This is a genomic window from Ideonella azotifigens (assembly GCF_021043325.1).
Lineage (GTDB): Bacteria > Pseudomonadota > Gammaproteobacteria > Burkholderiales > Burkholderiaceae_C > Ideonella > Ideonella azotifigens.
The window spans coordinates 63,226-81,397 of record NZ_JAJNKD010000012.1; the positions used below are offsets into that span (position 1 = coordinate 63,226).

An 18,172-nucleotide genomic window follows, 5' to 3' on the forward strand; every position below is an offset into this window, starting at 1 on the left:
TCTCCCGCCCCACATGCCGTCTTCTCCCGACCCGAACGTCGCTGGCGAATCGCCGTTGCGTTCTTCCCAAACGCCCTGGTGGTCCCTTGGCATTGCTTTCCTGCTGATCCTGGCGGGCACGGCGCTGCAACTGCGGCCAGAGTTGAACCACGCGCTGTTCCGGTTGGGCAACCAGGCAGCCGGCGGGCCCGATGCGTGGACGGCCGGGATCTGGGCTGGCCTCAGCGTGGCGGGACTGGGCCTGAGCACGCTGATGGTGGTGATGGCGCTGGACCGGACCCGGCAGGCGGCGCTGGCCGCGGCGCTGTGGTGCATTCCGGTGGCCGCGCTGCTGACTCACCTGCCGAAGAACCTGGTGCGCTCGCCACGCCCGCCCAAGCTGTGGACGGCAGATCAGTTGTGGGTGATCGGCGAGCCCATCGTGCATTCGCCTTCAATGCCGTCCGGCCACTCGCTAACAGCGTTTGCAATGGCCACGCTGCTGGCCAGCGCGATGGGCTGGGCGCGCTGGCAGCAGGTGGCCGTGTTCGGCGTCGCCGCCCTGGTGGCGCTGTCGCGCGTGGCGGTTGGCGCCCATTGGCCGTCTGACGTGCTGGCAGGCGCCGGCCTGGGCCTGCTCAGCGGCCTGATCGCGCTGGCCTTGGCGCAGCGCAGCCCGCTGCAGCGCTGGCTGAACCTGCCGCGCGGCCGGCGGCTGCTGGCGGTGCTGGAACTGCTGCTGGCGCTGGCGATGCTGGTGCAGAAGACCGGCTACCCGATCGCCCAGCCGCTGCAGTGGACGCTGGCGCTGATGTCGCTGTGCAGCGCAGTCTCCCGCTGGCAGAGCGCGGACGCGCCGGCCGGCGCCGATGCGCGCGTGGCCAGGCTGGTGCTGCCCTGCCTGCTGGCCGGGCTGGCGCTGGCGGTGCTGCTGCGCAATGCCAGCTGGCAGCCGGTGGCCGAGGCGCTGCGCGGCCTGCCGGCCTGGGCCTGGCTGGCCTTGTGCGCCGGGCTGTGGGGCAGCTACGCCCTGCGCGCCGAGCGCCTGCGCCGCGAATGGGGCAACTGGGGCCGCGCCAACCGGCCGGGCCAACCCATGCTCACGCTGCACGACAGCGTGGACCTGTTCCTGGCCCACAACGCCGCCTTGCTGGTGCTGCCGATGCGCGCTGGCGAGGCTGGTTACCCGTGGCTGCTGAACCGCCGCTTCGGCATTCCGGTGGCCGACGCCTTGCGCAGCCTGGTGTGGCTGCGGCTGCAGGATGCGTGCGTGCTCGGCCTGCTGGGCCTGGCCTGCCTGTTGCCCGGCTCGCCGTGGCTAAGGCTGGGCGCGGTGGCAGGCGCCTTGTTGGTCTTGCTGGTGCTGCTGCCCCGGCTCTCCAACTGGCTGGGCGCCAAGCTGCCGCGCTGGCGGGCCCTGCAGGCTGGCCTGCTGGCGCACCGGGACGACAGGCTGGGCTGGCTGCTGTGCCTGGCCAACTGGTGCCTGAAGCTGCTGGTGCTGGGTGGCGGGCTGGCCTTGCTGGCGCCGCTGCCTTGGCTGGCGGGCGTGAGCGCCGCAGTGGCGGGCGAACTGGCGGTGGCCTTGCCGATCCAGGCGCCGGCCGGCGTGGGCAGTTACGAAGCGGCCATCTGGGCTGCGGGACAATGGCTGCAGGTGGCTGCCGAGCCGGCGCGCCTGACCAGTGCCGCGCTGGCGGTGCATGCGCTGAGCCTGGCCGTGGCCTTGCTGAGCTTTGCGCTGTACCGCGGCGTGGCCATGCTGCTGCCGCGGCGCACCTCTTTCAAGACCGATTTCGCGGCCGACGCCGCCAACGTCACTGCTTCCCAGCGGTCCGCAGACCGCCCCCTTCCATGACCGATTCGCCTGTTTCCAACGCCTACATCGGCGCCGCTCCCGCGCTGCCGGCCGACCCGGCGCCGCCGCACCGCCTGTCGGTGGTGGTGCCGATGTACAACGAGATCGACAACGTCAGGCCGCTGATCGACACGGTGCAGGCGGCGCTGCAGGCCTATCCGCACCCGTGGGAGCTGATCGTCGTGGACGACGGCAGCCGGGATGGCACGGGCGCCGCGCTGCAGCGCCATGCGGCCACGGTCGGCCCGCACATCCGCGTGCTGCGCCTGTTGCGCAACTTCCGCCAGACGGCGGCCATGCAGGCCGGCATCGACGCGGCGCGCGGCGACGTCATCGTGACCATGGACGGCGACCTGCAGAACGACCCGCGCGACATCCCGCGCATGGTGGCGCGGCTGCTGATCGAGAACATGGACATGGTGGCCGGCTGGCGCGAGAAGCGGCAGGACGGCTTTGCGCTGCGCCGGCTGCCGTCGATGATTGCCAACCGGCTGATCCGCAAGATCACCGGCATGCAGTTCAAGGACCTGGGCTGCAGCCTGAAGGCCTTCCGCACCTCGGTGCTGCGCGAGGTGCGGCTGTATGGCGAGATGCACCGCTTCATCCCGGCCTGGCTGGCGACCGTGACCACGCCGGACCGCATGACCGAGGAGCCGGTGAACCACCGTGCCCGCGAGCATGGCGAATCCAAGTACGGCCTGTCGCGCACCTTCCGCGTCATCGTCGATTTGCTGTCGGTCTACTTCTTCCTGAACTTCGGCGCGCGGCCGGGGCACTTCTTCGGCGCGGTCGGCCTGGCGGTGCTGGGCTTTGGCTCTGCGGTGCTGGGCTACCTCGGCATCCTGAAGCTGCTGGGGGAATCCATCGGCGGCCGGCCGCTGCTGTTCGTCGGCTTTTTCTGCGTGATGGGCGGGCTGCAGTTCCTGCTGACCGGCGTGCTGTCCGAGCTGCTGATCCGCATCTACTTCGACGGCAGCCATGCCCGCCAGTACCACCTGATGGCCACGCCGCCGGTGGCGGACGGCGAGGGCTGGCACGCATGATGGCTGCTGGCATGTCAGCGCCGGCGCCGGCCGGAAAGCTCAGCCGCAACGAATGGGCGCTGCTGGCTTTGGTGTTGCTGGCGCTGGCGCTGTGGCGGCTGGGCGGAGCGCCGCTGTTCGATGTGGACGAAGGCGCTTTCAGCGAAGCCACGCGCGAGATGCTGTCCAGCGGCGACTGGCTGCACACCACGCTGAACGGCGAGCCGCGCTTCGACAAGCCCATCGGCGTGTACTGGCTGCAGGCGCTCAGCGCGTCGGCCTTCGGCGTCGGCGAATTCGCGATGCGGCTGCCGTCTGCCCTCAGCGGCTGGCTGTGGGCGCTGGTGCTGGCGCAGTTCGCATTGCCGCGGCTGGGCAGGCAGGTTGCGGTGAGCGCGACGGTGATGCTGGCCACCTCGCTGGGCGTGCTGATCATCGGCCGCGCCGCGACGGCCGACGCGCTGCTGAACCTGCTGCTGACGCTGACCGCGCTGGACGGCTGGCGTTGGCTGTCCAGCGACTCCAAGCCGGCGCTGCGCCGCGCCTATGCCTGGATGGGCCTGGGCCTGCTGACCAAGGGGCCGGTGGCCATCATCGTGCCCGGCGCCGCGCTGCTGCTGTGGCTGTTCTGCTCGCTGCCCTGGCGCGCCGCGCTGGCCCGGCTGGGCCGCGCGATGGCCGATCCGGTTGCCTGGCTGCTGATGCTGGGCATTGCCGTGCCCTGGTACGCCTATGCCTTGCACCGCCACGGCCAGGCCTTCATCGACGGTTTCCTGATCCGCCACAACCTGGCGCGCTACACCAGCCCGCTGGAGCAGCACGGCGGCAGCATCGGCTATTACCTGGTGGTGGTGCCGCTGCTGCTGCTGCCGTGGGCGCCGCTGCTTGCAGGTGTGCTGGCGCGTGTGAAGCGGCACTGGGCAGACCCGCTGCAGCGCTACCTGCTGCTGTGGGCCGGCTTCGTGATCGTGTTCTTCTCGCTCTCGGGCACCAAGCTGCCGCACTACGCGCTGTATGGCGCCACGCCGCTGGTGCTGCTGATGGCCATCACGCTGGCCGAAGCGGGCACCACGATGCGTGCGGCGCTGACCGTCAGCCTGCTGCTGTTGCTGGCGCTGCTGTGCGGCTCGGCGCTGGCCATGGGCTGGTGGCTGCCGCAGGTCACGCACCCGCTCTACAAGGCGGTGCTGGAAGGCCAGCATGCCTCGCCGTGGCTGGCCTGGCTCAGCGGGCTGGCGGCCTTGGCCGTGCTGTTCCTGATGACCCAGCTGAACCGCCCGGGGTGGACGCTGGCGCTGCGCAGCGGCGTTTCGGCGCTGGTGATTGCGGTGGTGGCGCTGGGCGTGGCGCTGCCGTGGTGGGGCGACCTGCTGCAAGGCCCGATCAAGCGCGCCGCGGCCATTGCCGCGGAGCGCAACGAGCCGGCGGTGCAATGGGGCCTGCACCAGCCCAGTTTTGCGCTTTACCGCGGCCAGTCCACGCCGCGCCGCGCGCCACATGATGGCGAACTGGCACTGGTCCGGCTGGACCAGTTGCCCAAGCTGATCGCCCAGGCCGGCGGGCGCTACATCCCGCTGTATGCCGAGCGGGGCTATGCGCTGATCCTGTGGCGTGCTGCTGCACCGGCTGCCACCTCGGTGGCGCAAGCCGCGCCATGAAGACCGGTTGGTGGCGGCGCGCGCGGCATCGCGAGGCGCTGGCCTGGCTGCTGGCGCTGCTGGTCGCGGGCACGGTGTTTTCGGCTTGGCCGCAGCTGGACCTGCAGGTGGCCGGCTGGTTCTACGACGGCCAGGGTCACTTCCCGGGTGACCACTGGTGGTGGGTACGGGCGATCTACCGCGGCACCACGGCGGTCGGCTGGGCGGTGTTCCTCTATGCGCTGTGGAGCGCCTGGCGCAGCTGGCGCCGCTCGCCGGGCCATCGGCTGCGTCACGGCCGGCGCGGCTGGGCGCTGGCGCTGGTCATGCTGCTGGGCGTGGTGGTGCTGGTGCACGGCGCACTGAAGGAGCAATGGGGCCGGCCGCGGCCGGTGCACATCCTGCAGTTCGGCGGCGAGAAGGTGTTCAGCATGGCGCTGTTGCCGTCCAGCGGCTGCCGCACCAACTGCTCCTTCGTCAGCGGCCATGCGGCCACCGGCTTCGTGCTGATGGCCGTGGGCCTGATGGCCGCGCCTGCGGTGCGCCGGCGCTGGTGGCGCGCCGGCATGGCGGCTGGCGCATTGATCGGCGCCGTCCGCATCATCCAGGGCGGCCACTTCCTCAGCGACGTGGTCTTCGCTGGCCTGGCGATCTGGGGCTGTGCGCTGCTGGTGCGCGCCGGATGGCTGCGCTGGCGGCTCAGGCGCCGCCGGCGGCGGCAGGCCTCAGCGGCTTGAAGGCCGGCGGTTCTTGCGGGTCAGAGGCTGAACGCGACCACGACGCCGGCAAAGTCCACGCCGTTGTTCGGCGTCTTGATGTCCAGGTTGCTGATGTGCCGCCAGTGCAGGCCCACGCGCCAGGCGCCGCCGGCGTCCACCAGGTTCAGGCCCAGGTGGTCGGAGAACTGGTACTGGGTGCTTTTCTGGCGGTCGCCGATGTTGGTCTGGCTCAGCCAGGCCGGGCCGATGCCGAATTCGACTTCCATGCGCGTGGCGCCAAAGGCCGGCCGCTGCCAGTGCACCAGCGGCACGATCGCCACGTCCCAGGCATTCTTCGCGAAGGCCACATCGCCTTGCGCGCTCCAGCGGCTGACCGAGAAGTTGGTCTGGTTGCTCAGGCTCCAGCCACCAGCAGTCAGCATCTGGCATTCGCCGTAGGCGGCACCCACGGTGGCCACGCGGAGTTCGTCGTCCTTGGCCACGTTGCCGCGGAACTGCCAGCGCGGCGCACCGTCGCAGCGCGTGAATGGTGCGCCTTCCCACCAGGCGTAGGCCCAGCTGGCGAGCGTGCCAGCCACGGCCACGGCGCGCAGGCCATTGCTGGATGCATGTTCCTTGGGCGAGGCGGGTGCGGTTTGCGCCATCAACGGCGCGGACAGCAGGATCGACAGGCAGGCGACAGCCTGGGCGCCGAAGCGGGCACGGCGCGTGCTGATGGAGTGGCCGAAGGTGCGGCCGAACGTGCGCTTGGCGCGCGGCGAGATGGGGGAGGGCAGGCTGGGCATCGGCGGATTCTGCCAGCGACGCCTGGAGCGCGCCCGCTCACGGCTTCCCTGACAAAGAGTCACAGGTTTTTTCCACGTTGTTGTCGGCCGACATCTCATAAGGGCGTTGTCCTACATTACGTCGGGTCGCAAGCGAATGGGTGGGCCAGGGGCCCGGTGCTACCGTCATGCCATCCATTCACCGCTGCGGAATCTCTTGGCCACAGCTTGTGGCCCGCCACTCTTGGGTGGGTTGGCGGAGGTTTTTTTGAGCGGGTCATACCAACAGCCTTTCGGAGTCTTTCCATGTTCCATCGCATCTCCCGGGTCCGCGCGCTTGCCGTGACCACCATGCTGGCCTCTGTCGCCTTGCTGTCCGCCTGCGGTGGTGGAAGCGACAACGACGTGGCGCCGTCAGGTACTGACGAGTTGATCACCAACGTGCAGGTCACCAGCAGCACCGGTGCTGCCTACCCACAACAGATCAACATCTACAAGCCCAAGGGCGCGACCCGGGCCATCGTTGCGCTGCACGGCGGCGGCGGGAACAACGTCTCCATCTCCTACCAGCTCGGCCTGAACACTTCGCAGACCGACCTGGCATCGTCGACCATCAACTGGACCTGGTTGGAAAACAATCACGTGATGCTCGTGTTTCCCCAGGGGCAGCACATTGCCGGGCAGGACGGCGCGACGACCTGGAGCAACCGGGTGATGACCTCCGGCCAGGACGACAAAGCCTTCCTGATTGGGTTGGCTGCCAAGCTGCGCGCGGACTACGGCATCAGCAAGATCACGCTGATGGGCCACTCCATGGGCGGCGCGATGACCAACCGCATGTACTGCGAGTCCAACGCCACGTTTGATTCCTATGTGTCCCTGGCCGGCCCGGCCTCGGTGGACTTCTCGACCGGCGCAGCGGTGTGCGATCCCGCTGGCACTGCCGCCGGCAAGGCGGTGGCGCCGTACATGGGCATCATTGGCGACAGCGATCCGGTGATGCGGACCTTCGACCCGATCACCGGGGCGTCGAACTGGGGCGATGACCTGTGGACCATCAACCAGGTCCTGATCTACGCGGCCGGCGATGCCTGGGTCAATGACCAGGTGATCAACGAACAGGTCCAGCAGCAAGTCCGCGCGACGGCGATGTGCGGCGAGACTGTGGCTGCCTCGCCGACCAACAGCGGCAACGTCGACACCTGGTCCAACTGCGGCGGCAAGCTGGTGCTCAAGCGCATTCATGGCGCGGGTCACGGCGTCGATTCGTTGGCCGCGCAAATGGGCTTCTCTTCCGGCACCGGCATCCTGGACCAGGAAGAAAGCCTGGCCTCCACGGCTGGCCTGAAGTAATCACCCCCAGCATGGGCGCCTCGGCGCCCGCCACCGAAACTGGCCCGGGCTGCTAAGCTCGCGCCAGTTTTTTCATTGGGATTTCGGATGTTCACCGGCATTGTGCAAGGCGTGGCCCAGGTGGCCAGCATCCAGGACAAACCAGGGCTGCGCAGCTTCCGGCTGCAGTTCCCCGACGGCTTCGCGCAGGATCTGGGCATTGGCGCCAGCGTTTCGTGCGACGGCGTGTGCCTGACCGTCACCGAGCTGCATGGCGACAACGCGGCCGACTTTGACGTGATGCAGCAAAGCCTGTCGCTGACGACGCTGGGTGCTTTGGGCGAAGGCAGCCCGCTGAACGTGGAGCGCGCGGCGCGCGACGGCGCCGAGATCGGCGGCCACCCGCTGTCCGGCCATGTGGATTTCAAGGCCACGCTGGCCACGGTGCGCCAGCCCGAGAACAACCATGTGATGCGCATCCAGGTGCCGCAGCCGTGGATGCGCTACATCTTCGCCAAGGGCTACATCGCGATCAACGGCGCCAGCCTGACGGTGGCCGAGGCCAACCGTGCCGAGGGCTGGTTCGAGGTCTGGCTGATTCCCGAGACGCTGCGCATGACCACCTTTGGCGACAAGCAGCCGGGCGACACGCTGAACATCGAGATCGAGCGCAGCACGCAGGTTTTTGTCGACACCGTGCGCGACGCACTCGACGAACGCCTGGGCCCGCTGATGCCGGCACTCGAAGCGCTGCTGCGCCAGCAAGGCAGCAGCCCCGAGGAGCTTGCCGGCCCGTTGCCCAAACTCAAGGGCCTCAGCTGAGTTTTTTCAGCTGGACCGCGCAGCCCTGAGCTTGCGGTATAGCGTGTTGCGGCTGATGCCCAGCCGGCGGGCGGCTTCCGAGAGATTGCCGTCGCTCTCCTTCAGCGCCCGCTCCACGGTGCGGACCGCAAGCTCGCGCAGGTCGATGGCAGTTTCCACTGCTGCAGGCGCCGTCTCCCGCAGCGGTGCACAGGCACGAAGATCCTCGGCCAGGTCATCGGGCAGGTGCGCCCAGGTGATCTGCGTCTCGTGAGGCTCCATCAGCGCGCAGGCAGTGCGCAGTGCATTGGCCAATTGGCGCAGGTTGCCGGGCCAGCGGTAGCAGGCGAAGCGCTGCGCCAGTTCCGGTGACAGTTGCACGTCCTGCCCTGGCGCCAGTTCCTGCAGCATGCGTTGCACCAGCGCCTCCAGGTCCTGGCGCTCGCGCAGCGGTGGCAGTTGCAGCGTCAGGCCATTGAGCCGGTAGTACAGGTCTTCGCGGAACTGGCCGGTGCGCATCTGCTCGCGCAGCGCATGGTGGGTGGCACAGATCAGCTGGATGTCCACGGCCACCGGCTTGCCACCGCCCAGCGGCACCACCAGGCGGTCCTGCAGCACGCGCAGCAGCCGGCCCTGCATGGCCAGCGGCATGTCGCCAATCTCGTCCAGGAACAGCACGCCGCCGTCCGCCTCACGGATGCGGCCGGGAGCGCCTTCGCGGCTGGCGCCAGTGAAGGCGCCGGGCCGGTAGCCGAACAGTTCGGCCTCGATCAGGCTTTCCGGCAGCGCCGCGCAGTTGACCGCCACGAAGGCTTGCGCGCGCCGCGGCCCGCTGCGGTGCACCGCCCGCGCCAGCACCTCCTTGCCTGCGCCGGATTCGCCCTGCAGCAGCAGCGCAATCGGCTTGTCCAGCACCCGGCGCGCGCGGGCCAGCACCGCGTGCAGCGTGGGGTCGCCGGTGTCCAGCGCCGCCAGCTCGTCGGCCGGTGCCGGGGCGGGCAGCGCGATGGGCGCCGGCTGGGCCGCGAACACCATGGCCGGCGTGCCGAGGCTGGCCTGGCCCGGTTCGATGCGCAGCCACAAGGCCTGGCCGTGCACGGTCTGCACCCGCAGCGGCGCGCCGCCGGCCCGCTGGGCGCTGGCCATCAGGCGGTCCATGGACACCTCCAGCAACTGTTCGATGGGCAGGCCACCCAGGGTCTGCCAGGGCTGGCCCAGCAGTGCCAGCGCGGCCTTGTTCGCGCCCGTCACCCAGCCGTCGCCCGACAGCGCCAACAGGCTTTCGGTCAGCGTGGACAGGCCCTCGGGCTGGCTGTGCAGCCGCAGCCGCAGCTGGTCGCCATGGCGGGTCTCGAACAGCCTGTGCTCGATCATGCGCACGGCCGAGCGCACGAGGCCCAGCGTGTGGCGGTGGTAGCCGCGGTGGTCGCCCGAGAGGTCCAGAGCGCCCAGCAGGCGGCCTTGCGAGTCGTGGATGGGCGCGGCGGCGCAGGTCAGGAAGGCATTGCGCTCCAGGAAGTGCTCGCCGCCGTGCACGACCAGCGGCTGGGCCTCGACCAACGCGGTGCCAACCGCATTCGTGCCGCGCCAGCACTCGTGCCAGTTGGCGCCCGGGCGCAGCGCCACGCGCTCCGCGCGGTGCATGAACTGCAGGTCGCCCAGCGAGTGCAGCAGCAGCCCGTCCGGGTCGGCCAGCACCAGCATGCCGTCGCTGTCCTGGGTCTGCTCATGCAGGAAGTTCATCACCGGCAGCGCGTGGGCCAGCAGTTCGCGCTGCTGTTCCAGCGCCTGGCGCAACTGGGCCGAGGACGCATGCGGCGCGCCCGCCGGGCGTGCCGTGGGCGACAGGCCGGCTGCGGCGCTGCGCTGCCAGGAGCGCGCCAGCACGGGGCCCAGCAGTTGCGCGGACACCTCGCCGCTGCTGTTGAGCTGCCGGTGGGCCTCGCGCACCTGGGCGGGGGAGAGGACGGGGGTCAGGGCAGGGTGCATGGCGGCAGGTTCGAAGGCGGTGTCGGGCCAAGGTTAGCCATGCCGACCGCCCTCGCCTAGAGGGTCTTCCGCCAGTGCCGCAGGCGAGCTGTTCCGTTTCGGCACAGGGTTTCGGTGTGCGACACATTGGCGCAGGCCATGGCCGCTGTTTCACCCGGATTTGCGCAGGATCAGCCTGTTCCCGGCACAAACAAGGCCCGGCTGCCGTTGGCATGTCGCGTGCAGAGCAAGCCAGGGCAGGCCCCGTTTCCCCACACGCAAACGTCGGGTCGCTTCCCTCTTCATCCAACAACGCAGGAGACAAACGCATGCTGTATGCCTTTCCCGGAACCGCTGGTGCCCCCGTCGGCTTCAAGGCGCGCTACGACAACTTCATCGGCGGCAAGTTCGTCGCGCCAGTGGGCGGCCAGTATTTCGACGTCATCACGCCGATCAATGGCAAGGTCTTCACCCAGGCTGCACGTTCGACCGAGGCCGACATCGAGCTGGCGCTGGACGCTGCGCACGCCGCCGCCGCCAAGTGGGCTGCCACGCCGGCCGCCACGCGCGCCAACGTGCTGCTGAAGATTGCCGACCGCATCGAACAGAACCTGGAGAAGCTGGCCTACGCCGAGTCGGTGGACAACGGCAAGCCGATGCGCGAGACGCTCAATGCCGACATCCCGCTGGCGGCCGACCACTTCCGCTACTTCGCCGGCTGCCTGCGGGCGCAGGAGGGCACGCTCAGCCAGATCGACGACGACACCATCGCCTATCACTTCCACGAGCCGCTGGGCGTGGTCGGCCAGATCATTCCGTGGAACTTCCCCATCCTGATGGCGGCCTGGAAGCTGGCACCGGCACTGGGCGCAGGCAACTGCGTGGTGCTGAAGCCGGCCGAGTCCACGCCGGTCAGCATCCTGGTGCTGGCCGAGCTGATCGCCGACCTGCTGCCGGACGGCGTGCTGAACATCGTCAACGGCTTTGGCCGCGAGGCCGGCATGCCGCTGGCGCAGAGCAAGCGCATCGCCAAGATCGCGTTCACCGGCTCCACGGCCACCGGCCGCGTCATTGCGCAGGCAGCGGCCAGCAACCTGATCCCGGCGACGCTGGAACTGGGTGGCAAGAGCCCGAACATCTTCTTCGACGACGTGGCTGCTGCCGACGATGCCTTCTTCGACAAGGCCATCGAAGGCCTGGTGCTGTTCGCGTTCAATCAGGGCGAGGTCTGCACCTGCCCCAGCCGCGCGCTGATCCAGGAATCGGTCTACGACAAGTTCATGGACCGGGCGATCAAGCGTGTGGCCGCGATCAAGCAAGGCAGCCCGCTGGACACCGACACGATGATGGGCGCGCAGGCCTCGTCGATGCAGATGGACAAGATCATGTCCTACCTGGAGCTGGGCAAGCAGGAAGGCGCGCAGGTGCTGATCGGCGGCGGCGCGGCGAAGATGGAGGGTGACCTGGCCGGCGGCTACTACATCCAGCCTACGCTGTTCAAGGGCCACAACAAGATGCGCATCTTCCAAGAGGAGATCTTCGGCCCGGTGCTGGCCGTGACCACCTTCAAGGATGAAGCCGAAGCCATGCAGATTGCCAACGACACGCCGTACGGCCTGGGTGCTGGCGTGTGGACCCGCGATGGCAGCCGGGCCTACCGCTTTGGCCGTGGCATCCAGGCCGGCCGCGTGTGGACCAACTGCTACCACGCCTACCCGGCGCATGCAGCCTTCGGCGGCTACAAGGAATCGGGCATCGGCCGCGAGACCCACAAGCAGATGCTGGACCACTACCAGCAGACCAAGAACCTGCTGGTCAGCTACAGCCCGAACAAGCTGGGCTTCTTCTGAACTTCACGCTGTCATGCACGAGCGGCCTTCGGGCCGCTTTTTTCATCGGGAGGCGCAAGCCATGATCGAACGCGTGATCGCCACCGACGCCGCCTTGGCGCTGGTGGCGCAACTGCAGGCGCGCCATGGTGCGGACATCTTTTTCTACCAGGCCGGTGGCTGCTGCGAAGGCAGCCACCCCATGTGCTGCGCGCCGGGCGACCTGACGCTCAACGCTGGCGACGTGCAGCTCGGCCGGGTCGGCGGCGCGTCGTTCCATGTCAGCCGTTCGCAATGCGAATACCTGCTGGGCATGCAGCTCACGCTGGACGTGCGCGCCGGAAGCCAGGGCAGCTATTCGCTGGAAGACCCGGAAGGCGTGCACTTTGTCAGCCTGACCCGGCTGTGGACGGATGAGGAGTGGCAGACCTTGGCTGCGCAGCCCGCGCCCCGCTGAACTCCGCGACAAAACCGTCAAACACCCCCGAACGGCGGATGGGCGGAGCCGGGGCGCGTCGCAACAATGCGACCGTCCCGTCCACTTCCTTCGCCTCGCCATGCCGCCCAAGTCGCCGTCCGTTTCACCCTCCTGGTTGCTGGGCTTGCCGGCGCTGCTGTCTACCGGGCTGGGTGGCCAGGTGCTCGCCGCCACGGCGCCGATCCAGGCGGTAGCCGAGTCGGCGCCTACGCTGCTGCTGGCGCGAGAACTCGGGCCGGACGTGTCGCCCGCACCCTACCTGGTCAGCGAGAAGTTCGACGGCGTGCGTGGCCTGTGGGATGGGCGCCGGTTGCGCTTTCGTGGCGGTGGCGAGATCCAGGCGCCGGCATGGTTCCTGGCCCAGTTGCCAACGCAGCCGCTGGACGGCGAACTTTGGCTCGGGCGAGGGCGCTTTGACGAAGTCTCGGCGCTGCTGCGGCGAGGCGACCCTGCCGATCCCGGCTGGCGCGCCTTGCAATATCGGGTTTTTGAATTGCCCGGTGGCGAAGGCAACTTCGAGCAGCGTACCGCGCGACTGGCCGTGCTTGCGCCGCCAGACGGCGCCGGCCCCGTGCGGGCCGTCGCGCAGTTCCGCGTGGCCGACCGCGTCACGCTGCAGCAGCGGCTGCAGGAGGTCGTGGCCGGCGGTGGCGAAGGCCTGGCGCTGCATCTGGCCGACGCGCCCTACCTGACCGGCCGCAATGGGTTGCTGCTGAAGTTCAAGCCGGTGCAGGACGCAGACGCGGTGGTCATCGGCCATGTGCCGGGCAAAGGCAAATATGCCGGCCAGATCGGCGCGCTTCGCGTGCGCAACGACGACGGCCAGGTCTTCCTCTTAGGCTCGGGCTTGAGCGACGCACAGCGCCGCAGCCCGCCGCCGCTGGGCAGCCGCCTGAGCTACAGCTGGCGCGGCCAGACCGACACCGGGTTGCCACGTTTCGCGACGCTGCTGCGGCTGCGCGACGCAGGCACCTGAGGTGCGACACCCGGTTTCGCGGGTACACGAAACCACCCGCCGGGCGGGTAGCGCGGCCTGCTTGGGGCGGCCCGGCGCTGGCCGCGTCCGGCCCCGCTGGGCCTGCGGTATCGTGCCGGCATGAGCGATTTCAGTTTTTTCTGGCACGACTACGAGACCTTCGGCCGCGTGCCGCGCCACGACCGGCCGTCGCAGTTCGCCGGGGTGCGCACCGATGCGGACTTGAACGAGATCGGCGCGCCGGTGATGGTCTATTGCCAGCCCGCGCCGGACTATCTGCCGGACCCGGAATCCTGCTTGCTGACCGGCATCCTGCCGCAGCTGTGCCTCGAAAAAGGCCTGCCCGAGCACCGCTTCGCCGCCACCATCGAGAAGGTGCTGGCCGCGCCGGGCACGGTGGGCGTGGGCTACAACTCCATCCGCTTCGACGACGAAGTGACGCGCCACCTGTTCTGGCGTTGCCTGATGGACCCGTATGCCCGCGAGTACAAGAACGACTGTGGCCGCTGGGACCTGCTGGACACCGTGCGCTGCATGTACGCGCTGCGGCCCGAGGGCATCGAGTGGCCGAAGCACGAGGACGGCCGGCCGTCGTTCAAGCTGGAGCATCTGAGCGCCGCCAACGGCCTGCTGCACGAGGCGGCGCACGATGCGCTGTCGGACGTGCGCGCCACCATTGGCCTGGCCCGGCTGATCCGCCAGGCCCAGCCGCGGCTGTGGGACTTCTGCCTGAAGCTGCGCAAGAAGGATGCTGTGTGGGCGGAGATCGGCGTCGGCCGTCCGTTCCTGCACATCTCCGGCATGTACGGCCCGGAGCGCGGCTGCATTGCCGCCGTCTGGCCGCTGGCGCCGCACCCGGTCAACAAGAACGAGCTGATCGTCTGGGACCTGGCGGTCGATCCGTCCGAGCTGTTCACGCTGAACGCCGCGGCCATCCGCGAGCGCATGTTCACCAAGGCCGACGCGCTGCCCGAAGGCGTGACGCGGCTGCCGATCAAGACCATCCACATCAACAAGTCGCCGGTGGTGATCGGCAACCTGAAGACGCTGTCGCACGCGATGGCCGAACGCTGGGGCCTGGACATGAACCTTGCGCTGCAGCACGCCCAGGCTTGCGCCGAAAACAGCGCCAAGCTCGGTGGCCTGTGGGACGAGGTGTTTGCCCGCCCGCCCGCCGAGCGCACGCCGGACGTGGACGAAGACCTCTATGGCGGCTTCGTCGGCCCGCAGGACCGCACCCGGCTGGACCGCCTGCGCAAGTTGAAGCCCGACGATCCCGCCTTGCCGCGTGCCAGCTTCGACGACGGCCGCCTCGGTGAGTTGCTGTTCCGCTACCGCGCCCGGAATTTCCTGGACAGCCTGAGCCCCGAAGAACACGAACGCTGGGAGCAGTACCGCGCTGCGCGCCTGCACGAAGGCGAGGGCGGCGCGATGAGCATCGACGCCTACCTGGAGAAGCTGGACGTGCTGGGCGCTGCGGCTGCCGAGAAGGGTGACGAGAAGGCGACCGCCATCCTCGACGCCTTGTCCGAATACCTCGAGCAGATCGCTCCAGAGATGTGATCATGGCTTCGGGCAAGCCCCTGGGCCGAAGCATGCGGGACGCGCGTATCGTCGCCGTCAACCCAACCACCTTGCGGAGTGCCCATGCTCAAGTCCGGCATTGACCAGGACGCCCTGATCGAGATGTTCTCGACCACCAGCGCGCGCCAGACGGCGCAGCTGCGCGACGCCGTGCACACGGCCACCTTGAAGGCCTTGCAGGGCCGCGAGATGAGCCTGAAGAACATCCGCTCGGTGCTGAAGTCGGTCACCGAGGCCGCCAGCGCCGGCACCGCCGGCCGTGGCCTGCCGGAGGTCGATGCCGAGGCCATGCTGGGCTCGGCGCTGGCCGGCATGGACGATGCGCTGCTGAAGGCCGTCGAGGCCCACCAGGTGGCGCTCAGCAGCCTGGCTGGCCAGGGCGTGGGCCTGCAGGACAAGCAGCTCAAGAAGGCGCTGGGCGATCTGGAGCAGCTGGAAGACACCATGTTCGGTGCGGTGCGCAAGGCGGCGGACGCCGCCGGTGGCACGCTGTCCGGCCCTTGGGAGCAGGCGCTGTCTCACTTCAAGCAGGACGGCAGCCAGGCCGGTGCGCATGCGCAGGCGACCGTCAACGGCGTGACCGCACAACTGGAGAAGATGCAGACGGCCATGCGCGACACCCGGGCCGCCGGCCTGAAGGCCGCGCAGGCGTTGGCGCAGAGCTACACCGCGCTGGTCAGCGGCGTGCTGATGGGCATGTCCGACGCCTTGCGCCAGGGCGGCAGCGCCGGTTCACCACCGCCGCCCACTGCTGCACCTGCCGCGCCCGCAGCCAAATCCGCACGCCGCAAAGCCACTTGAACCCCTGGGCCGGCAGGCCCTGTGTACCACCCGCCCTAAAATCCGCGGTCGACCTCCAGGAAGCCCGTCTGCCGCGCAGCGGGCTTTTTCACTTTTCACGGATATTTGCGCCATGACCCGAGTCGTCATCAGCGGCACCGGCCTTTACCAGCCGCCGCACGTGATCACCAACGCCGAGCTGGTGGAGGCTTTCAACGCCTATGCTGCGCTGCAAAACAAGCAGCATGCCGACGCAATCGCCGCCGGCACCCGCGCGGCCATCACCAACTCCAGCGTGGAGTTCATCGAGAAGGCCTCGGGCATCAAGCAGCGCTATGTGATCGACAAGGCCGGCGTGCTGGACCCGACGCGCATGTACCCGCGCTTCGAGGCCCGCGCTGACGAGCAGCTGTCGCTGATGGCCGAGATCGCGGTGGACGCCGCGAAGCAGGCGCTGGCCGCGGCGGGCAAGACCGGCGCGGACGTGGACGCAGTGCTGTGCGCCGCGGCCAACATGCAGCGCGCCTACCCGGCGATGGCGGTCGAGATCCAGCAGGCGATTGGCGCCGGGGGCTACGGATTCGACATGAACGTGGCCTGTTCGTCGGCCACCTTCGCCATCGAACAGGCGGTCAACGCGGTCAAGGCCGGCAGCGCCAGGTGCGTGCTGGTGGTCAACCCCGAAATCACTTCGGCGCACCTGGAATGGCGCGACCGCGACTGCCACTTCATCTTCGGCGACGTCTGCACCGCGGTGATCATCGAAGCTGCCGACACGGCCACCAGCAGCGAGCAGTGGGAGATCCTCGGCACCAAGCTGGCGACCGAGTTCTCCAGCAACATCCGCAACAACTTCGGCTTCATGAACCGCGCCGAAGACAACGACCCGCTGGGCCGCGACAAGACCTTCTACCAGGAGGGCCGCAAGGTCTTCAAGGAAGTGGTGCCGATGGCCGCGGCGCACATCGAGAAGCACCTGCACACGCTGCGGGTGGAGCCCACGCAGGTGCGCCGCTTCTGGCTGCACCAGGCCAACCAGGGCATGAACCAGCTGGTGATCAAGAAGCTGCTCGGCAGCGACGGCAATGCCGACATCGCGCCGCTGATCCTGGACGAATTCGCCAATACCGCATCGGCCGGTTCGGTGATCGCCTTCCACCGCCACCACAGCGACCTGGCCAAGGGCGACCTGGGCGTGATCTGTTCGTTCGGCGCCGGTTATTCGATCGGCAGCGTGATCGTCAAGAAGCGCTGAGGGCAGCGCTGCCCGCGGTCACTCGGGCTTGATGCCGGCGATGCGTATCACGCGGCCCCACCGGCTGACTTCGCGGTCAACGAAGTTCGCGTAGCTGTGCGAGCCCTGGTCCGGGATCACAAAGCCTTTGGACTCCAGCTGTTGCCTGGTGTCCGGTGACTGCATGATCTTCACCAGTTCGGCTTCCAGCCGTGCGGCGATGGGGGCGGGCGTCTTGCTGGACACCGAAATGCCGGACCAAGACATTGCCACGAATCCCGGAATCTCCTTTTCGCTGATCGCCGGCACGTTGGGGAACAGCGAATTGCGCGAAGTGCTGGTGACTGCCAGGGCCTGGAGCTTGCCCTCTTTCACCAGGGGATAGGCCGAGTCCTGATTGATGAATGCCATCGGCACCTGGCCTTCCAGCAGCGCAGCGACCAAGGGCCCGCCGCCTTTGTAGGGCACGCCAACGATGGAGAGGCCCTTGCAGTCCCGGCCGCCTTGGGCATTGCCCAGGCAGACGCTCAGCGACTGCTTGAGCAATTCCATCGCCACGTGGCCGGAAGATGCGTGCGTGAAGCCGTAGCTGAGCTTGCCGGGATTGGCCTTGCCGTAGGCGATCAGCTCGGCCAGTGTCTTGAACGGTGACTTGGGGCTGGCGACCAGCACATTCGCACCGGAATGAACCTGCGTCAGGTGCGTGAAGTCCTTGATGGAGTCATAGCCGACCTGCGCATCCATGCCGTGCGCCACGGCGTTCTGGCCAATGCCGCTTTGAATCAGCGTGTAGCCGTCGGCGGGTTGCGACAGCGCCTTCAAGGTGCCGGTGACGCCGCCGCCGCCGGCGATGTTTTCCACGTTGACGGGCTGCTTCAGTGCCACGGCGAGCTTGCCGGCGATCAGCCGGCCCATGAAATCGCTGGTGCCGCCGGGCGGGAACGGAACGACCAGCTTGAGGGGCTTGGTCGGCCATTCCGATGCCTGCGCGTGCGCAGAATGTGCGCCCAGCAATGACATGGTCAAGCCCAACCAGGTCGCCAGCAATGAACTGCAACGTATCACTTGTGTTGTCTCCGTGGGTCTCGAATGCGAATCGTCTAATCGTCTTTTAGCCAAGTCTGCAGCGCGATTCGGCGGCCAATCTAACATCGCTCGCATTCGCCACCAAGGTTTGGTGGCGAACATGCGTGGCATCCTGCCGCCTTCTT

15 protein-coding genes are annotated in these 18,172 nt (G+C 68.5%); 12 read left to right on the forward strand and 3 right to left on the reverse strand.

From position 1 onward, the window contains the following. Positions 1–13: 13 nt before the first annotated feature. The 4 genes from LRH25_RS22165 to LRH25_RS22180 are packed head-to-tail and all read left to right on the forward strand — an operon-like array spanning position 14 to position 5,233. Positions 14–1,837, forward strand: a complete 1,824-nt coding sequence (locus LRH25_RS22165) for a phosphatase PAP2 family protein (RefSeq protein WP_231012238.1) — start codon at positions 14–16, stop codon at positions 1,835–1,837. After that, positions 1,834–2,880: a glycosyltransferase family 2 protein gene (locus LRH25_RS22170; RefSeq protein ID WP_231012241.1), complete on the forward strand. Its 1,047-nt coding sequence runs from the start codon at positions 1,834–1,836 to the stop codon at positions 2,878–2,880. The genes LRH25_RS22165 and LRH25_RS22170 overlap by 4 nt, the downstream gene beginning before the upstream one ends. Continuing rightward, a complete protein-coding gene (locus tag LRH25_RS22175) occupies positions 2,877–4,517 on the forward strand; it encodes an ArnT family glycosyltransferase (RefSeq protein ID WP_141291034.1) in 1,641 nt (546 codons plus the stop codon). Before LRH25_RS22170 ends, LRH25_RS22175 begins: the two co-directional genes overlap by 4 nt. Then, entirely contained in the window at positions 4,514–5,233 is a 720-nt protein-coding gene (locus tag LRH25_RS22180) for a phosphatase PAP2 family protein (protein ID WP_231012243.1), read from the forward strand. The genes LRH25_RS22175 and LRH25_RS22180 overlap by 4 nt, the downstream gene beginning before the upstream one ends. Positions 5,234–5,253: 20 nt before the next feature. Here the strand turns inward: LRH25_RS22180 and LRH25_RS22185 are convergent, their stop codons facing one another. Beyond that, positions 5,254–6,000, reverse strand: coding sequence for an acyloxyacyl hydrolase (locus LRH25_RS22185; protein WP_141290166.1), 747 nt, complete (start codon positions 5,998–6,000; stop codon positions 5,254–5,256). Between the two features lie 285 nt (positions 6,001–6,285). Between LRH25_RS22185 and LRH25_RS22190 the strand changes: the two genes are divergently transcribed. Together LRH25_RS22190 and LRH25_RS22195 are read left to right on the forward strand one after the other, a co-directional pair. Continuing rightward, positions 6,286–7,332, forward strand: a complete 1,047-nt coding sequence (locus LRH25_RS22190; RefSeq protein WP_170201048.1) for a CE1 family esterase — start codon at positions 6,286–6,288, stop codon at positions 7,330–7,332. An 87-nt stretch (positions 7,333–7,419) separates the two neighbouring features. Next, a complete protein-coding gene (locus LRH25_RS22195) occupies positions 7,420–8,133 on the forward strand; it encodes a riboflavin synthase subunit alpha (RefSeq protein WP_141290164.1) in 714 nt (237 codons plus the stop codon). A gap of 6 nt (positions 8,134–8,139) precedes the next feature. Here LRH25_RS22195 and LRH25_RS22200 read toward each other — a convergent pair whose 3' ends face one another. Next, on the reverse strand, positions 8,140–10,101 hold the full coding sequence (locus LRH25_RS22200) for a sigma-54-dependent Fis family transcriptional regulator (RefSeq protein WP_231012244.1): 1,962 nt from the start codon (positions 10,099–10,101) through the stop codon (positions 8,140–8,142). 308 nt (positions 10,102–10,409) lie between these two features. Between LRH25_RS22200 and exaC the strand changes: the two genes are divergently transcribed. The 6 genes from exaC to LRH25_RS22230 all read left to right on the forward strand — a co-directional run bounded on the left by exaC (position 10,410) and on the right by LRH25_RS22230 (position 16,982). Then, complete coding sequence (gene exaC / locus LRH25_RS22205; RefSeq protein ID WP_141287226.1) at positions 10,410–11,930, forward strand: acetaldehyde dehydrogenase ExaC; 1,521 nt, start codon at positions 10,410–10,412, stop codon at positions 11,928–11,930. Positions 11,931–11,991: 61 nt separating this feature from the next. Next, on the forward strand, positions 11,992–12,366 hold the full coding sequence (locus LRH25_RS22210) for a DUF779 domain-containing protein (RefSeq protein ID WP_141287225.1): 375 nt from the start codon (positions 11,992–11,994) through the stop codon (positions 12,364–12,366). 100 nt (positions 12,367–12,466) lie between these two features. After that, entirely contained in the window at positions 12,467–13,363 is an 897-nt protein-coding gene (locus LRH25_RS22215; protein WP_141287224.1) for a DNA ligase, read from the forward strand. Between the two features lie 120 nt (positions 13,364–13,483). Next, positions 13,484–14,926 carry an exodeoxyribonuclease I gene (sbcB, locus tag LRH25_RS22220; RefSeq protein ID WP_141287223.1) on the forward strand — a complete coding sequence of 481 codons (1,443 nt, stop codon included), beginning with the start codon at positions 13,484–13,486 and terminating at the stop codon, positions 14,924–14,926. 84 nt (positions 14,927–15,010) lie between these two features. Further along, complete coding sequence (locus tag LRH25_RS22225; protein ID WP_141287222.1) at positions 15,011–15,748, forward strand: DUF6781 family protein; 738 nt, start codon at positions 15,011–15,013, stop codon at positions 15,746–15,748. Positions 15,749–15,860: 112 nt separating this feature from the next. Further along, positions 15,861–16,982 carry a beta-ketoacyl-ACP synthase III gene (locus LRH25_RS22230; RefSeq protein ID WP_141287221.1) on the forward strand — a complete coding sequence of 374 codons (1,122 nt, stop codon included), beginning with the start codon at positions 15,861–15,863 and terminating at the stop codon, positions 16,980–16,982. An 18-nt stretch (positions 16,983–17,000) separates the two neighbouring features. Here the strand turns inward: LRH25_RS22230 and LRH25_RS22235 are convergent, their stop codons facing one another. Then, on the reverse strand, positions 17,001–18,149 hold the full coding sequence (locus LRH25_RS22235) for a Bug family tripartite tricarboxylate transporter substrate binding protein (protein ID WP_231012247.1): 1,149 nt from the start codon (positions 18,147–18,149) through the stop codon (positions 17,001–17,003). Positions 18,150–18,172: the final 23 nt, after the last annotated feature.

What these genes read in the sequence shown, in the direction of transcription:
- LRH25_RS22165 (WP_231012238.1), top strand. Translation starts at nt 14, where the DNA reads ATGCCGTCTTCTCCCGACCCGAACGTCGCTGGCGAATCGCCGTTGCGT.
- LRH25_RS22170 (WP_231012241.1), top strand. Translation starts at nt 1,834, where the DNA reads ATGACCGATTCGCCTGTTTCCAACGCCTACATCGGCGCCGCTCCCGCG.
- LRH25_RS22175 (WP_141291034.1), top strand. Translation starts at nt 2,877, where the DNA reads ATGATGGCTGCTGGCATGTCAGCGCCGGCGCCGGCCGGAAAGCTCAGC.
- LRH25_RS22180 (WP_231012243.1), top strand. Translation starts at nt 4,514, where the DNA reads ATGAAGACCGGTTGGTGGCGGCGCGCGCGGCATCGCGAGGCGCTGGCC.
- LRH25_RS22185 (WP_141290166.1), bottom strand. Translation starts at nt 6,000, where the DNA reads ATGCCCAGCCTGCCCTCCCCCATCTCGCCGCGCGCCAAGCGCACGTTC.
- LRH25_RS22190 (WP_170201048.1), top strand. Translation starts at nt 6,286, where the DNA reads ATGTTCCATCGCATCTCCCGGGTCCGCGCGCTTGCCGTGACCACCATG.
- LRH25_RS22195 (WP_141290164.1), top strand. Translation starts at nt 7,420, where the DNA reads ATGTTCACCGGCATTGTGCAAGGCGTGGCCCAGGTGGCCAGCATCCAG.
- LRH25_RS22200 (WP_231012244.1), bottom strand. Translation starts at nt 10,101, where the DNA reads ATGCACCCTGCCCTGACCCCCGTCCTCTCCCCCGCCCAGGTGCGCGAG.
- exaC (WP_141287226.1), top strand. Translation starts at nt 10,410, where the DNA reads ATGCTGTATGCCTTTCCCGGAACCGCTGGTGCCCCCGTCGGCTTCAAG.
- LRH25_RS22210 (WP_141287225.1), top strand. Translation starts at nt 11,992, where the DNA reads ATGATCGAACGCGTGATCGCCACCGACGCCGCCTTGGCGCTGGTGGCG.
- LRH25_RS22215 (WP_141287224.1), top strand. Translation starts at nt 12,467, where the DNA reads ATGCCGCCCAAGTCGCCGTCCGTTTCACCCTCCTGGTTGCTGGGCTTG.
- sbcB (WP_141287223.1), top strand. Translation starts at nt 13,484, where the DNA reads ATGAGCGATTTCAGTTTTTTCTGGCACGACTACGAGACCTTCGGCCGC.
- LRH25_RS22225 (WP_141287222.1), top strand. Translation starts at nt 15,011, where the DNA reads ATGCTCAAGTCCGGCATTGACCAGGACGCCCTGATCGAGATGTTCTCG.
- LRH25_RS22230 (WP_141287221.1), top strand. Translation starts at nt 15,861, where the DNA reads ATGACCCGAGTCGTCATCAGCGGCACCGGCCTTTACCAGCCGCCGCAC.
- LRH25_RS22235 (WP_231012247.1), bottom strand. Translation starts at nt 18,149, where the DNA reads ATGTTCGCCACCAAACCTTGGTGGCGAATGCGAGCGATGTTAGATTGG.